This is a genomic window from Pseudoalteromonas sp. G5_S1_54_S4 (genome assembly GCF_054968565.1).
Window position 1 is genome coordinate 11,446 of sequence record NZ_JBQKUL010000021.1, and the last position, 12,900, is coordinate 24,345.

Annotated in this window: 17 protein-coding genes; 9 read left to right on the forward strand and 8 right to left on the reverse strand. The window is 40.8% G+C overall.

Annotation, left to right across the window (positions count from 1 at the left end; genetic code table 11):
- Positions 1-9 precede the first annotated feature (9 nt).
- The 3 genes from lipB (at position 10) to ACTRWE_RS09715 (ending at position 2,004) form a co-directional block, all read left to right on the forward strand.
- Complete coding sequence (gene lipB / locus ACTRWE_RS09705) at positions 10-663, forward strand: lipoyl(octanoyl) transferase LipB (RefSeq protein ID WP_016898951.1); 654 nt, start codon at positions 10-12, stop codon at positions 661-663.
- On the forward strand, positions 660-1,625 hold the full coding sequence (gene lipA, locus ACTRWE_RS09710) for a lipoyl synthase (protein WP_013465357.1): 966 nt from the start codon (positions 660-662) through the stop codon (positions 1,623-1,625). Before lipB ends, lipA begins: the two co-directional genes overlap by 4 nt.
- A gap of 139 nt (positions 1,626-1,764) precedes the next feature.
- Complete coding sequence (locus ACTRWE_RS09715) at positions 1,765-2,004, forward strand: RNA recognition motif domain-containing protein (RefSeq protein WP_008109433.1); 240 nt, start codon at positions 1,765-1,767, stop codon at positions 2,002-2,004.
- Between the two features lie 105 nt (positions 2,005-2,109).
- On the opposite strand, the gene ACTRWE_RS09720 is transcribed toward ACTRWE_RS09715, so the two are convergent.
- From ACTRWE_RS09720 to ACTRWE_RS09740, 5 genes are all read right to left on the reverse strand, one after another.
- Entirely contained in the window at positions 2,110-3,183 is a 1,074-nt protein-coding gene (locus tag ACTRWE_RS09720; protein ID WP_138687336.1) for a phosphotransferase enzyme family protein, read from the reverse strand.
- Between the two features lie 475 nt (positions 3,184-3,658).
- Positions 3,659-4,534, reverse strand: a complete 876-nt coding sequence (locus ACTRWE_RS09725; RefSeq protein WP_090494292.1) for a nucleotidyltransferase family protein — start codon at positions 4,532-4,534, stop codon at positions 3,659-3,661.
- A gap of 15 nt (positions 4,535-4,549) precedes the next feature.
- Positions 4,550-4,999 (reverse strand): flavodoxin, encoded by a 450-nt coding sequence (locus tag ACTRWE_RS09730; protein WP_013465361.1) that lies wholly within the window; start codon positions 4,997-4,999, stop codon positions 4,550-4,552.
- The gene (gene truC / locus ACTRWE_RS09735; RefSeq protein ID WP_262976816.1) at positions 5,000-5,764 is read right to left on the reverse strand and encodes a tRNA pseudouridine(65) synthase TruC; all 765 of its coding nucleotides are present in this window, start codon (positions 5,762-5,764) and stop codon (positions 5,000-5,002) included. It lies immediately after the preceding gene.
- Positions 5,757-6,077, reverse strand: coding sequence for a YqcC family protein (locus tag ACTRWE_RS09740; RefSeq protein ID WP_138562183.1), 321 nt, complete (start codon positions 6,075-6,077; stop codon positions 5,757-5,759). The genes truC and ACTRWE_RS09740 overlap by 8 nt, the downstream gene beginning before the upstream one ends.
- Positions 6,078-6,180: 103 nt before the next feature.
- Between ACTRWE_RS09740 and ACTRWE_RS09745 the strand changes: the two genes are divergently transcribed.
- Together ACTRWE_RS09745 and ACTRWE_RS09750 are read left to right on the forward strand one after the other, a co-directional pair.
- A complete protein-coding gene (locus tag ACTRWE_RS09745; RefSeq protein ID WP_262976817.1) occupies positions 6,181-7,209 on the forward strand; it encodes a DUF3549 family protein in 1,029 nt (342 codons plus the stop codon).
- A complete protein-coding gene (locus ACTRWE_RS09750; RefSeq protein ID WP_013465365.1) occupies positions 7,210-7,509 on the forward strand; it encodes a DUF3301 domain-containing protein in 300 nt (99 codons plus the stop codon). It begins immediately after the preceding gene.
- A gap of 597 nt (positions 7,510-8,106) precedes the next feature.
- On the opposite strand, the gene ACTRWE_RS09755 is transcribed toward ACTRWE_RS09750, so the two are convergent.
- Positions 8,107-8,763, reverse strand: coding sequence for a GNAT family N-acetyltransferase (locus tag ACTRWE_RS09755; RefSeq protein ID WP_028834078.1), 657 nt, complete (start codon positions 8,761-8,763; stop codon positions 8,107-8,109).
- A 295-nt stretch (positions 8,764-9,058) separates the two neighbouring features.
- On the opposite strand from ACTRWE_RS09755, the gene ACTRWE_RS09760 reads away from it, so the two are divergent.
- From ACTRWE_RS09760 to ACTRWE_RS09770, 3 genes are all read left to right on the forward strand, one after another.
- Positions 9,059-9,295 carry a DUF2789 domain-containing protein gene (locus ACTRWE_RS09760; protein WP_013465367.1) on the forward strand — a complete coding sequence of 79 codons (237 nt, stop codon included), beginning with the start codon at positions 9,059-9,061 and terminating at the stop codon, positions 9,293-9,295.
- A 97-nt stretch (positions 9,296-9,392) separates the two neighbouring features.
- Positions 9,393-9,659 (forward strand): hypothetical protein, encoded by a 267-nt coding sequence (locus ACTRWE_RS09765; RefSeq protein ID WP_016898957.1) that lies wholly within the window; start codon positions 9,393-9,395, stop codon positions 9,657-9,659.
- A 13-nt stretch (positions 9,660-9,672) separates the two neighbouring features.
- Positions 9,673-10,446 (forward strand): Zn-ribbon-containing protein, encoded by a 774-nt coding sequence (locus tag ACTRWE_RS09770; RefSeq protein WP_064662909.1) that lies wholly within the window; start codon positions 9,673-9,675, stop codon positions 10,444-10,446.
- A 56-nt stretch (positions 10,447-10,502) separates the two neighbouring features.
- Here ACTRWE_RS09770 and syd read toward each other — a convergent pair whose 3' ends face one another.
- A complete protein-coding gene (gene syd / locus ACTRWE_RS09775) occupies positions 10,503-11,042 on the reverse strand; it encodes a SecY-interacting protein (protein ID WP_350314715.1) in 540 nt (179 codons plus the stop codon).
- 59 nt (positions 11,043-11,101) lie between these two features.
- Between syd and queF the strand changes: the two genes are divergently transcribed.
- Positions 11,102-11,947 (forward strand): NADPH-dependent 7-cyano-7-deazaguanine reductase QueF, encoded by an 846-nt coding sequence (gene queF, locus ACTRWE_RS09780; RefSeq protein WP_350314714.1) that lies wholly within the window; start codon positions 11,102-11,104, stop codon positions 11,945-11,947.
- A gap of 43 nt (positions 11,948-11,990) precedes the next feature.
- Here the strand turns inward: queF and ACTRWE_RS09785 are convergent, their stop codons facing one another.
- Positions 11,991-12,875 (reverse strand): peptidylprolyl isomerase, encoded by an 885-nt coding sequence (locus ACTRWE_RS09785; protein ID WP_350314713.1) that lies wholly within the window; start codon positions 12,873-12,875, stop codon positions 11,991-11,993.
- Positions 12,876-12,900 lie beyond the last annotated feature (25 nt).

Consider the following 12,900-nt stretch of genomic DNA (forward strand, 5'->3'; position numbering starts at 1 on the left):
AGATTTGTTGTGAGCGAAAACACCCTAATCGTACGCCAACTGGGTCGTCAGCGTTACATGCCGATTTGGCAAAAAATGCAAGACTTTACCGACACCCGCGATGAAAATACCCCAGATGAAATCTGGCTGGTAGAGCACGAAAGTGTATTTACCCAAGGCCAAGCCGGTAAAGATGAGCACTTGCTCGCCCCAGGTGACATTGAAGTGATTAAAGTGGACCGTGGCGGACAAGTAACTTACCACGGCCCAGGTCAGCAAATGATGTATGTATTATTTAACTTACGTCGTTTAAAGATTGGCGTACGAGAGCTAGTAACATGGCTTGAGGAATGTATTATTGAATCCCTTGCTGAGTACGGTATTGATGCATACGCAAAAGCCGATGCACCCGGTGTTTACGTGAACGACAGCAAAATTGCCTCTTTAGGCCTAAGAGTTCGTCGTGGCTGCTCATTTCATGGTTTAGCATTAAATGTTAACATGGACCTAAGTCCATTTTTACGCATTAACCCTTGTGGTTATGCGGGCATGAATATGGTGCAAACTAAAGAATTAAATGGCCCTCAAAACCTTGAAGCTGCAGGTCAAGGGCTGGTAAAACACATGATCAAAAAGCTTAATGCAACACAGGTTAAGCATACTGAAGGGTTTGAAAACGAATGAATAAACCAGTCAAAATGGAACCAGGTGTAAAACTACGCGACGCAGAAAAAATGGCGTTGATCCCCGTTAAAGTTTTACCAACTGAAAAAACCGAAATGCTCCGTAAGCCAGAGTGGCTTAAAATCCGCTTACCCAAGTCAACCGAGCGGATTGACGGCATAAAACAAGCAATGCGTAAGCATGGTCTTCACTCGGTATGTGAAGAAGCCTCGTGCCCTAACTTATCAGAATGTTTTAACCACGGTACGGCGACCTTTATGATTTTAGGCGCTATTTGTACACGTCGTTGCCCATTTTGTGATGTTGCACATGGCCGTCCATTAAAGCCCGATGCAGCAGAGCCGGAAAAGCTTGCACTGACCATTAAAGACATGAAGCTAAGCTACGTAGTGATCACTTCGGTAGACCGTGATGATTTACGTGACGGTGGCGCTCAGCACTTTGCCGATTGTATCCGTGAAATTCGCAAACATAATCCAGAAATCACCATTGAGATATTAGTCCCTGATTTTCGTGGTCGTATGGACAGAGCGTTGGAAATTTTAATTGAAACGCCGCCTGATGTATTTAACCACAACCTAGAAACAGCACCTCGTTTGTACAAATTGGCGCGTCCAGGTGCTGATTACAAATGGTCACTTGAATTATTACGCCGCTTTAAAGAAGCGCATCCTGAGGTTAAAACTAAATCGGGGTTAATGGTTGGTTTAGGTGAAGAAATTAGCGAAATTGAAGAAGTGCTGCGTGATTTACGTGAGCACAACGTTGATATGCTAACCGTAGGCCAATACCTACAACCCTCTAAGCATCACTTACCAGTAAAACGCTACGTGCCGCCTGCTGAGTTTGATGCGCTAAAAGAGTATGCTGATGAAATTGGCTTTACACACGCAGCTTCTGGCCCGTTTGTACGCTCAAGCTATCACGCCGATCAACAAGCAGCGGGTAAAGAAGTAAAATAAACCTTGCTGATAAACAAAAAGCTGCCAACGAGCAGCTTTTTTTGTTTATGGGCGTTATTTTCAGCAAATGTAAAATAAAGTTAGGTTAAAGCGGGGTTACTTGAGATAATTACCGCTGATACCCTTAATTAGGTTCATTATGAAACTATTAGTTCGCAACTTATCTCGTGCTACCACTGAGCATGAGCTTCGTACTTTATTTACAGCGCACGGAAAAGTGACCACCTGTAACTTAGTACTCGATAAAGAAACTGGCCAATCAAAAGGTTTTGCTTTTGTAGAAATGCCAAACGACATTGAAGTTAAAGGCGCTATTAAAGCCCTTAATCAAACAACCGTTGATAAAAGCAAAATCCGCGTAAAACTAGCCGATGCTTAATAACGATTGAGGGGTTGGAGGTTTATACGTATTTTCAGCGTTTAACCTCGCTTTATATTGCTCAAAGCTTAGCTTTAACACTTTGAGCAATATAACCAATTGGGCTTATATCTGAGTTAACATCGCCTTTAATACCTGCTGCTTACTTACTATATCCCTGTACAACGCAAATTGATTTTTTGCGCGATCTAAATTGTGTCTCTCATATTTAACACTAAAGTAATTATCGCCGTCTATATAGTCGGTTAAAAAGCGTAAGCCAATCATAAAAGGCATTACTTTAGCACCTAACCAAAAGCTTTGTTTTTCTGCGGCCGTTAATACTGACTTTAATGGTTCAACGTAACCTTTAACAATTGCTGCAAAAATGTCTTCACGAACACCTACTTTTTCAAGCGCTGTTGAATCTTCTTGCTCTGCAGAGCAGAATGTTCTGACCATATCGCCAAAGTCATTAAGCCAATAACCTGGCATACAGGTGTCTAAATCAATCACCGCTTTTGCATCATTTGAATCTGAACAAAATAGCATGTTGTTTATTTTAGTATCGTTATGACACACGCGAATAGGGACTTTTCCAGCTAATGCATTGAGCTCATCAATGAGTGAGAACTGCGACAAGCAAAAATCAACCTCCTCCTGACAATGAGCTACACGTTTATGAGGATCGGCATTAATAACTTGCTTAAAAACCTCTGCACGCATGCCTAAATTATGAAAGTTAGGGATAACTGCATGTAATTTGTTAGCGTCAAAATCCTCTAATGCTGCAGCAAATTGGCCAAATGCATTAGCCGCGGTTTGCGCTTGGCTAACAGTATTAACCACATCTTCGCTGTAACTGCCACCAATAAACTCAAGGGCTCGCCAAGTATCGTTATTATTATTTACTAAATAGTCATGCTGAGTTGTTGCTACATGCCGCACAATTGCTAAGTTGAACTCACCGACTTGCTGCTTTTTGCTTAAGTGTCGTTCTATTAATCTTGCATTATCAACAAGTAACTGTGGTTTTGGGAATACCACCGTATTGAGCTTTTGTACAACCAATGACCGCTTAGGTGTGCTCAATAACATGGTAGTATTGATATGCCCACTACCAATGGGTTTTATACTCGCATGCTTATCGTCAAGGCCAAAATTCTCAGATAAGTAAACTTCTATAGGAATTGAATTCATTTTCTACTTCACTCTTTTCGCCCAAGGCGACAATAATTTATATCAATTGCATTAGGGTCTATTGACCTTTCAAGGTTAAATTTGCAGCAGCCTGTTTGGTATTTAGGCAAGGCAGAGCCTATGTGGTGTGGTTATTCCCCATAAATAGGCGATAACGCAGCATCAATGCCAAACAGGCGCTGCCCGAAGGATTCTGCCTAGGAGCGATTTACTCTTTGTTGCTCGGTTTTTACTTAGCCCACTAGGTTACAAACCTCGCGCCGCAATTAAACCGCCCCTAGTTTGAACAAATTGTAATCCGCAAAGGTCAACAGACCCTAAATTAGTGAACGATTACAGCGACAAGGAAATAACGCGATAGCAAGGCGAAAATTATGATACATAGTTGTTCTATATAAATAATTTTTAACGCAGGAAGCGGGTTATTTAATACGCTAGATTGATCATATTTTTAATAAAATTGGTATTAACACCTTTACGCTTGACGCAATGCGCACAAAGTAGCCGCAATGCTTGTCAGTTCTGATTTATAGGTAACACCAAACCAAGGCTCTTTTGCAGTGTATACAAATACAGGCTGTGCTTTTACATTAATCGCTTGCTGGATTTGATCAGGTAAGTAATATTCTTGCTGAGTATTAGCGTTATATTGCTGTAAAAACGTCTCAAAACCTTGTTGCAAATAATCAAAAAAGCACGGCGTGATCCCCCAAAAACTCATAGATCCTAGCGCATCTCGGCTAATTTTTTCACGCAAGCCCTGCGGATTATTTCCAACAATATGTGCAGACTCTTTTTGAATATTTAAATATTCCGTCACTGCAACAAGCCTTCCATCAGCAATACTACATACTCCGCGATTAACCCCACCGTGCTCAGAGAGGGTGTTGATAATCGGGTACCCCACCATTGCCCATTCGGGGCTATTTTTAAAATGCTCACTAAGCAATAAAAATGAAGACGCACCATAATAGTCATCTGCGGTAATAACAATTGCAGGGTTGTTAATATATGCTTTGGCACACAGTAACGCATGCCCTGTGCCCCATGGTTTTATACGTTGCTGTGATAGTGCTTTGTATGCATCAGGAACAAGCGCGTTATGTTGCTCTACTAATACCACGTCAAGGGCTTTAGGTAAGCGAGGTAAAATAGTGTGTTCTATCTCACTGCGAACGGCTTGATTGATGATCAGTACAACCTGTGTCACACCGGCGCGATACGCATCAGTAATGCTTAACTCCATAATCGTGCAATTTAGCCCAGGTATTTCTGCTATTTGTTTATTGCCACCAAAGCGACTACCTAAGCCACCCGCAAGCACAACCAAACTCAGTTTATGTTTTTTCATTTAGAGTCTGCGCATTTATGAGGGTAATTTACCAAGCCAAGCTTGCAACCAAGGCTCAGTTACCGGCCATGGCTCAAAGTCTTCACAGGCATCGATTTCTAGTCGGTTACCAACAGGTTTAGCTTGTAAATCACGTAGTAGCTCATCAAAGCTGCGCCCGGCCCCACAAAACGTATCACCGTAACTTCTATCACCCATGGCAACAATACCAAAAGGCTTGTCTGTTAGCATTGGAAAAGTACTATTTAATTGATGATAAAGATCCGCTAAATTATCAGGAATATCGCCTTGCCCAGTGGTCGAGGTAACAATTAAAATATGCGAAGCATTTTTTATATCATCTAAAGTAGGCTGCTCGAAGACACTAACCTGATGACCAGCTTGCTCTAGCGTGTCGCTAACTTGCTCACTTAATCGCTCTGCACCGCCATACACGCTGCCAACAAAAATACTAATATGTGCCATTTAATAATCCTCTTCTTGTTCTGGCCACCCCAGCTGTTTGCAAATGTTTAACATTGCATCACCCAGCGGCGCTTTAATTGTTATGGGTTCATTATTATAAGGGTGCACAAAGCTAAGCTCTGATGCAAACAACATTAGACGGCGAAGCGAAAAATGCTCCCTAAAAAACTGATTATGCTGGTTATCGCCATGATTTACATCACCAATAATAGGTAAAGACAAGTGCTTTAAATGCCGGCGTATTTGATGTTTGCGACCCGTTTTAGGAAAACACTCTACCAAAGAATAACGAACCGTTGGGTATTTTCCTATTGGGATAGGCAGCGCAGCTTGATGCAAACAATTAAATTGGGTTTGTGCTTCTTGCGCGGCTTTGTCTTGATCAGCAAACTTATCGGCTATTTTGTCGAGTTCTTCTTTTAACGGTTTATCTAAAAAAACAGATTCAGGCGCAAACCCGCGTACCAACGCTAAATAACGTTTTGTTATTGTGCCCTCAATAAATAATTGATTCATATCACGCGCCGCCTCTGAGCTTAATGCAAACAGTAATACACCCGCAGTAGGCCTATCAAGACGGTGAACAGGAAACACATGTTGCCCTATTTGATCGCGCAGCATTTGCATTGCAAATTGAGTTTCATGTTTATCTAAAAATGAGCGATGAACAAGTAGCCCAGAGGGTTTATCTATTGCTACATAATTTTCATCTTGATAAAGAATCGACAGTTCGCCGTATTCAATAGGCTCTGGGCGCTCACTCATTAGGCTCTCCTAAATATGAATCTAATTGGGTCAGTAAAGCGATAATGTATTCGCTGCCTGATTTATCAGTGAGTGTCATTTGCGCCATCGGGGCGACTGCAAAATTGCGCGGTAACGGCTGCTTGTTGTCAATTAGCCGCTGTAACTTTTCAATAAATACAAACTGCAACCATTGTTCAAATGCCAGTGTATCGTGACAAAACGGTACGCTAGAATCTAATAAATCGGGATTCAGTGGCTCAACCTGCCACAGTTGATGCTTTTTAAGTAGCGCCGCTAATTGCTGTAAATATATGTGGGTTTGCTGGTACATAATCACCCTTTGGTCTGTGTATTATGCAATTATACCCTGTTCCCACAACAGTCGCTATGGCGTATAATTAAGGTAATTTTGTAGTAAAAACAGTTGGAAATCCATGAGTGAACATATAGCTACGTTAGGCCAGCTTTTAGATGGTGCAGGCACTCAATGGCGTGCTTTTGATATTGGCAGGCACATTACCAAGCTTGATAAACAACAATTTTTAGCCGTTGAACAAGCGCAAATTCCTTACCCTTACCCATTAGCAGGTCATGCATGGTTAGCGATTCAGTTTTGGGATAGCAAAGCCAGTAAAGAACCCTATGTGTGGTTCTTAAAATTCCCACTTGATGAGCAAAGTAAGTTAGTAAGCGCGAGCCGTGATCACTTTGCAGATATGGTTATTCAGGCACTAGGAACAGAAATTACCGGCGAGCAAGCCGATGGCACACTCGATAACAACCCTTATGTATTTACTCCGAACGCGAATAAATTAGCGGCGTTTAATGCACAAGTTAAAGTGTTGCTAAAGCAACCAGCGTCGCAATACTACGAGCACGCCCAACTCTACTTTAGTGGCCAAATTGGCTTTGATAATTGGCAAAATGTCGCGTTACAAGGCATTGCCGATTTTGCTTATCGTCTTCATAGTGCTGATAACTTGAAGCACTTACAAGCAGCGTGGCCTAAATTACCAGTTGAAGTATTACAGCCATTAAGTGCAATGCTTGAACACATCGAAATACCGCCCTCGTTAAGTGAGTTATTGTTAAGTTATGGGCAAACCGCCCTTACTAATTATGATGTTGTTGCGGCCTCTGCCGCGCTGCGTGCAATATCATCAGGGCAAGCAGCAGGGCTTAGCGCACAACTTGTTGACTGCGCGCTTAACTCACCTTTAGGGCAAGATTCTGATATTTTGTTGACCATTGCTGGTCGCTGCTTTAAACAGTTAGAACAACCACAGCGTTTACATGTGTTTATGGATAACTGTGCGCATCATGAGAAAATAGCTGAATTATTTCCTAGCGTTTTTGCAGATTTAGTTGCAATTGCGACTATTCGCCCTCACTTATTAGCTTTATTACGTGAAGAAAACAGAAGCGAGACATTAGCTCGCGCAATTGGAAGGTTATTCTCTTAAATGGCTAGTTTATGGACGTTCATACTTATTGGTGCTGTAATTTATTTTTTTTGGCTAAATCGTAAAATAGCCGAAGCAGCGAACGTTCATGCCAAACGCCAAAGCGAGCAATTGCAAGTGCAACTTATGAGTGTAGCTTGCAACAAGCGTCGATTTGGCATTTTAAAAAGTGGCAAACCGGGCATGAAAAGCGAATTTATTTTTGAATTTTCAAGTGACGGTGAAAACGCCTACCAAGGGGTATTAATCATGGAAGATGAAAAACTAAAAAGTGTGGTTGTGCCACCACATAGAATATAATTTCTTAGCACAAAAAACTAAGGCGTAACCTCAGTTACGCCCCAATTGCAAACATCCTGTAAGGTATCCTTTACCTATTCCCTGTTTATCATCCTCTGAACGAGCAAACTACCGTGTTTACTCTCCATTGCATCCTGCAATATCCACTTGCCGCCTTGGCTATCCTGCGTAAACTAACGCTCCTGCAATTTCCTATCGCATCATCCTTGGTGTCCTTTAAATAGCTCCCAGCTATTTTAGTACTCCGTGTACTTCCTGTTTCATCCCTGCATCCGTGTTAACTTGTCCTTTGTGCTTCCTGCTAGTAACTACTTAGTTGCCTGATTCCTTATCCGTGGCAGTAGCTCAATCATTGGGCTATGTCGTCTTGACAAAGTAAAGTTTAAAGCAAACGGCTTCGTATGATAGTGAGGAAAACAAAAAAAATTATGGTCATAAAATTGAAAAATAAAAATAACTTTAAATAACAATGACTTGATGTTTTTAAGAAGATAAAATACGGAGTTGAACTGACAAGGCGCACGTTAATGTAAGATATATCTCACGTAAGTGCGCCCTATTTGGAACATTGGCTTACATAATCACAATTCTAAACACCTAGCCTTGTACAGATAGAGCTGTTTTAAAAAGTAATTCACCTTTAACTCGGTTAAATGTGAGCTGCTTAAAGTGTTCAAAGCCTTGTGATTTAAAAAATTGCGTATGTTCGTCACGAGTCACAAATACCGCTATACCAGAGGACTCAGGATTGTCATGTAATAAACCATCTAAGCCTTTAAGTAATTGGCGGCCAAACCCTTGACCATGAAAATGTGGGTCAACGGCTATAAACGCTAAAAAGTAGTAATTGCCTTGCGGCTTTAGTGCATCACGAATAGTTTTTTCTTTTTCAATTAATTGATTCGTTTGCAAATAACCGGCACTTAACATCAACTTTAATCGCCAATGCCAATAACGCTCTGCTTGAAGTTGGCTACTTGACTCAAATACACAAGCAACTGCTTTTAACTTATCGTTACGGTAAAGGCCAATTAAAGGCTGTTTTTCTTGCCAAAAGCTACTGAGCTCTTCGCGAATAAGCGCACGGAGTTTTTTTTCATAGTCCAGAGGGCTTTTTTCGTTATACCCTAGCAGAGTTTGTAAAATAGGGTCATTTTGGTAGGCCTGATATATAAGGCTTGCAGCGGTACTGATATCTTCTGGTGCAATATGTTGCACGCTAAACGTGTCTGTGGATTCTGCTGTGGCTGTCATTTTATTTCCTTTATTATTTTATACCCTTTGTCATTACGCCGCGTAACTTGTTTGGGATTAATTTTGAACTACAACGATGACCAAATGCTCATATAACTATATACCTAAGTGGGACAAATAAGCGAATTTACATTTTAGTTATTACACTTATTCTCTGTATTGAGTCAGATCATGCTTTAGCGACTTACTACTGAGTAAATAAAGCGTAAATTCAGTAAGGGTTAAACTGGCTAGATATATCATTCCCCCCTAGAGTTAATAAGTATTAAGTATTAATTCATTAAGGAGCACGATTATGGATACGACTAAGCACGACATAAATACATTGTTCGCACAATTAGGTTTACCTAATACAGAAGCAGAAATAGATGCATTTATTGCATCGCATGCCATTTCGGATACCACATTATTGCAAGATGCTCCCTTTTGGGATGAAGCCCAACAACACTTTATTGCTGAATCGCTGGCGGTTGATGGCGATTGGAGTGAGGTAATTGACGAACTCGACTCTCGCCTTCGTCAAAATAATTAAATCGCACATTTTAATGTGTCTGAGCCACTTTATTGTTACCATACCTGCTCGCAACTTCCATGTTGCGAGCTTACTTTATTAAAGAGTTATAAATCGAATGAATGCTGCTGTATTTGAAGCTATTAAAGTCCTTCTTGATGAAGGCAAAGTCCCCACTGTTGCACTAACTAAAAGCCGTTTAGTAAAACCACTTCCTATGCCGGTTATTATTGCGGCAGTGAGTCAATATAAAAATAATCCCGATTCAATTTATAATTTAATGAAAACACCCGAGCAAGCAAGTAACTCAAATCCTAAAAACACTCAGTTAGATAGAATTGAGCAAAAACTTGATCGATTACTTGCTTTGCTAGAGCAAAAATAATTTGAGACTATAAATGTTTGTTGTTGATTTAACATTTGATTGCTACCAAGACACAACCCTAGAGCAAGCCGAGCAGGCAATAAACCGCTTAGTGAATGCATTACGCTTTAATGGCCAAATCATTGGAGAGGAATTTCCAACGGTTTTAAAAGATGGCTATTTTATTACTCGTGTAATGTGCCCGACCGAAGACGCCATGCACCCACTTAATAACAGTGCGTTTGTTAAACACAGTGTTGAAAAGCTTCATGGCGCTGGTTTGCTTGCTCCCAAAGTAAAGGTCATCGGCCAAGATATTCACTCCAATGGTGCCGATGGCTGTAAAGAGCCATCAAGCTATATTTTATATACCACCTATGTGCATACATGTAGCCCACTGTATTGTGGCGATGACTTTTTACCCGTGCCGCTATTTAATATTCCTGCGATTGCTAATGGTGACTATAAAACACTAATTAAATGGCAAGAAGATTGGCAAGCGTGCGATCAAATTCAAATTAATGGTGCAACACGCTGTGAATTTCCAGCGCTTGAAGAAATAGCCAGCACCCAAAGTGATTTATACCGCCGTGGTAAAGATATAACTAAACGGATTAGTTTTTTAACTAAAAAGCCTGTTTACTATTATTTATACCGTGTAGGGGGGGTTGATAAAGCCTCTGAACTTGAGCGTAAATGCCCGAGTTGCCATGGTGAATGGAAATTACCCGAGCCATGGTTTGGCTTGTTTGATTTTAGGTGTGAACCGTGTGGTTTAGTCTCTAATATTTCGTGGGATTTTCAATAAATCCCACACTTAAGGTGCTATGTCTAAAAACATCATACCTTAAAACTACCTTATAATTATACTGTCAACGATGCTATAAATTCACTGAGGTTTTTGGCAAGTACATGATGTGGCTTTTTACCTACATACTCTAGACACACCTCACCTGTTTCTACTAATACGGTAACAAGCAAATCGTCTTGGTCGGTTAACCCAATAAATACACTTGGCGCTTGTTTGAGTTTACGTTTCATTAAAACATGACCGGTGATATTTTGTTGCAGTAGCTCAAAATCACCTTCATTCCATGCTTGTAATAATTCCACTTGATGTCCGTCAATATTGGCTACAACACTGCCAGCAAACATATGGCCATAAAATTGACTCAGCGCCTCTGGAAACTCAAGCTCCAATGCGTTAGCTAGATCGGTTAATGAACCTGTAGGCTCTCTAACTATCGCTTGCCATTGGATCATGCCATGTTCATCGGCGCTACCTATTTCACATGGGCTTGGCCATTGCTCATCGTGGACGATTAATGGGCGCTTTTGTGTATTAGTAATCGTTTGTTCGCTAAATTTTTCGTGAAGTTGAGCTAATTGCATTGCAACAGACATACTGTGAAACTCATTTAATTTATATATAATGCATCCATTGTAACTATTTAAGAGCAAACATGACAGATTACAGCAATTCTCCCGATCTTAAAGGCAGCTTACTTGGTCAATCTACTGAGTATGTCGATCAATACACGCCCAGCTTGCTTTTTCCTATTGCTCGCAAGCTTAATCGTGATTCATTAAGTATTGATGAAACTGCGCTGCCGTTTAAAGGCCAAGACATATGGACAGGTTACGAACTGTCTTGGTTAAATACTAAAGGTAAGCCTCAAGTTGCGGTGGCATTGTTTACTTTCGAATGTCAAAGTAGTCATATTATTGAATCAAAGTCGTTTAAGCTTTATTTAAACAGCTTTAATCAAAGCCGTTTTGGGAGTATTGAAATTGTTAAACAACATTTAATTGACGACTTATCCAATGCGGTAAACAGCCCTGTAAAGGTAACCTTATACAGCGCCGATGACTACAATTGTATTCCTTGCACACCGCTTCCAGGTGAGTGTATAGATGAGTTAGATATTGAGATAGATAACTACCATATTGATGCCCATTCACTTAAATCACAAAGCAATAAAATAGTCACCGAAACTTTGCATAGCCACTTGCTAAAGTCTAACTGTTTAATTACTTCACAACCGGATTGGGCGAGTATTATTATTCGCTATACCGGTGAGCAAGTTTGTCGTGAGTCATTATTACGCTATTTAATTTCATTTAGAACTCACAATGAGTTTCATGAGCAATGTGTGGAACGTATTTACAGCGACTTAACCACTCAACTCCATATTAAAGAACTTGAAGTATACGCTCGTTATACGCGCCGTGGTGGGCTTGATATAAACCCATATCGCTCAACACATTATAACGAAACCCCATTTTCGGTAAAAATAAACCGTCAATAAGTGTCGCGTTACCTTAGCAAAAAAGGAGCCTGAGGCTCCTTTTTTAGTCATTAAGTTGCTTAGTTGGCACCGCCATGCCACACACATCAATATAGTTATGGCTGTACGCAAACCATTCCTCACTGCGGTTACCCCGAGCAATAATTAATTGTTTGAATGAATCAGAGTCTGTTTTCATTACTTTAAATTGGCTGCTATCGTCTGCTACATCCGCTAATACTTGTAGATCAGTAATGGGGTTAAACTCGGTATTTTCAGTTGGCGTTCGCGCTAGCTGATGAAAATGTGCCATGCCTTTAAGCACCCGACCAAACACGGTAATATTTTTGTCTAAATAACGCGGCCCTTGACCTATGGTGACAAAAAACTCACTGCTGGCACTGTTTATATTGTTATCGCGCGCCATTGCAAATATGCCATGACAATGGACTTGCCACGTTTGTGTATGCGCTTGGTTTTGTGCAACCGCAAAGCCACCTAAAAACCCCGTTACGGGTGCATAACCATCACTGCCCATCTCGGTTATTAAAAGTGGCTCAGTGGTGGTTAAATAAAATTCCGCTGGCACCGTGTTATCTTTAGTTTTGGCTAACTTTTTACCCGTACTATCGCCACCTTGAGCTACAAACCCTTCAACAAAACGGTAAATGTGAGTACCTTGATAAAAGCCTTGTCTTGCCAGTTTTTTAATATTCGCAGTGTGTTTAGGCGCAAGTTTGGGGTTAAGCTCAATATATGCGGCGCCTGTGGGCAGGGTTAACTTCAGAATATTCTCTGATTCGACCCATCGCCATTCATCATCTTTAGCCGCCGCAATAATCTCACTGCTTGTTAGCTTTTTAGCCGATGAGGCTGGTGATTGAGTACTGTGCTGGGCACACCCACCTAACAAGGCCGACACTAAAAGGGTCACTACACACTTTTTCATACCTTTCCTTTTTTATAGTTATCTA

Coding starts and splice junctions, on each gene's coding strand:
- lipA (WP_013465357.1), top strand. CDS start 660: ATGAATAAACCAGTCAAAATGGAACCAGGTGTAAAACTACGCGACGCA.
- ACTRWE_RS09715 (WP_008109433.1), top strand. CDS start 1,765: ATGAAACTATTAGTTCGCAACTTATCTCGTGCTACCACTGAGCATGAG.
- ACTRWE_RS09720 (WP_138687336.1), bottom strand. CDS start 3,183: ATGAATTCAATTCCTATAGAAGTTTACTTATCTGAGAATTTTGGCCTT.
- ACTRWE_RS09725 (WP_090494292.1), bottom strand. CDS start 4,534: ATGAAAAAACATAAACTGAGTTTGGTTGTGCTTGCGGGTGGCTTAGGT.
- ACTRWE_RS09730 (WP_013465361.1), bottom strand. CDS start 4,999: ATGGCACATATTAGTATTTTTGTTGGCAGCGTGTATGGCGGTGCAGAG.
- truC (WP_262976816.1), bottom strand. CDS start 5,764: ATGAGTGAGCGCCCAGAGCCTATTGAATACGGCGAACTGTCGATTCTT.
- ACTRWE_RS09740 (WP_138562183.1), bottom strand. CDS start 6,077: ATGTACCAGCAAACCCACATATATTTACAGCAATTAGCGGCGCTACTT.
- ACTRWE_RS09745 (WP_262976817.1), top strand. CDS start 6,181: ATGAGTGAACATATAGCTACGTTAGGCCAGCTTTTAGATGGTGCAGGC.
- ACTRWE_RS09750 (WP_013465365.1), top strand. CDS start 7,210: ATGGCTAGTTTATGGACGTTCATACTTATTGGTGCTGTAATTTATTTT.
- ACTRWE_RS09755 (WP_028834078.1), bottom strand. CDS start 8,763: ATGACAGCCACAGCAGAATCCACAGACACGTTTAGCGTGCAACATATT.
- ACTRWE_RS09760 (WP_013465367.1), top strand. CDS start 9,059: ATGGATACGACTAAGCACGACATAAATACATTGTTCGCACAATTAGGT.
- ACTRWE_RS09765 (WP_016898957.1), top strand. CDS start 9,393: ATGAATGCTGCTGTATTTGAAGCTATTAAAGTCCTTCTTGATGAAGGC.
- ACTRWE_RS09770 (WP_064662909.1), top strand. CDS start 9,673: ATGTTTGTTGTTGATTTAACATTTGATTGCTACCAAGACACAACCCTA.
- syd (WP_350314715.1), bottom strand. CDS start 11,042: ATGTCTGTTGCAATGCAATTAGCTCAACTTCACGAAAAATTTAGCGAA.
- queF (WP_350314714.1), top strand. CDS start 11,102: ATGACAGATTACAGCAATTCTCCCGATCTTAAAGGCAGCTTACTTGGT.
- ACTRWE_RS09785 (WP_350314713.1), bottom strand. CDS start 12,875: ATGAAAAAGTGTGTAGTGACCCTTTTAGTGTCGGCCTTGTTAGGTGGG.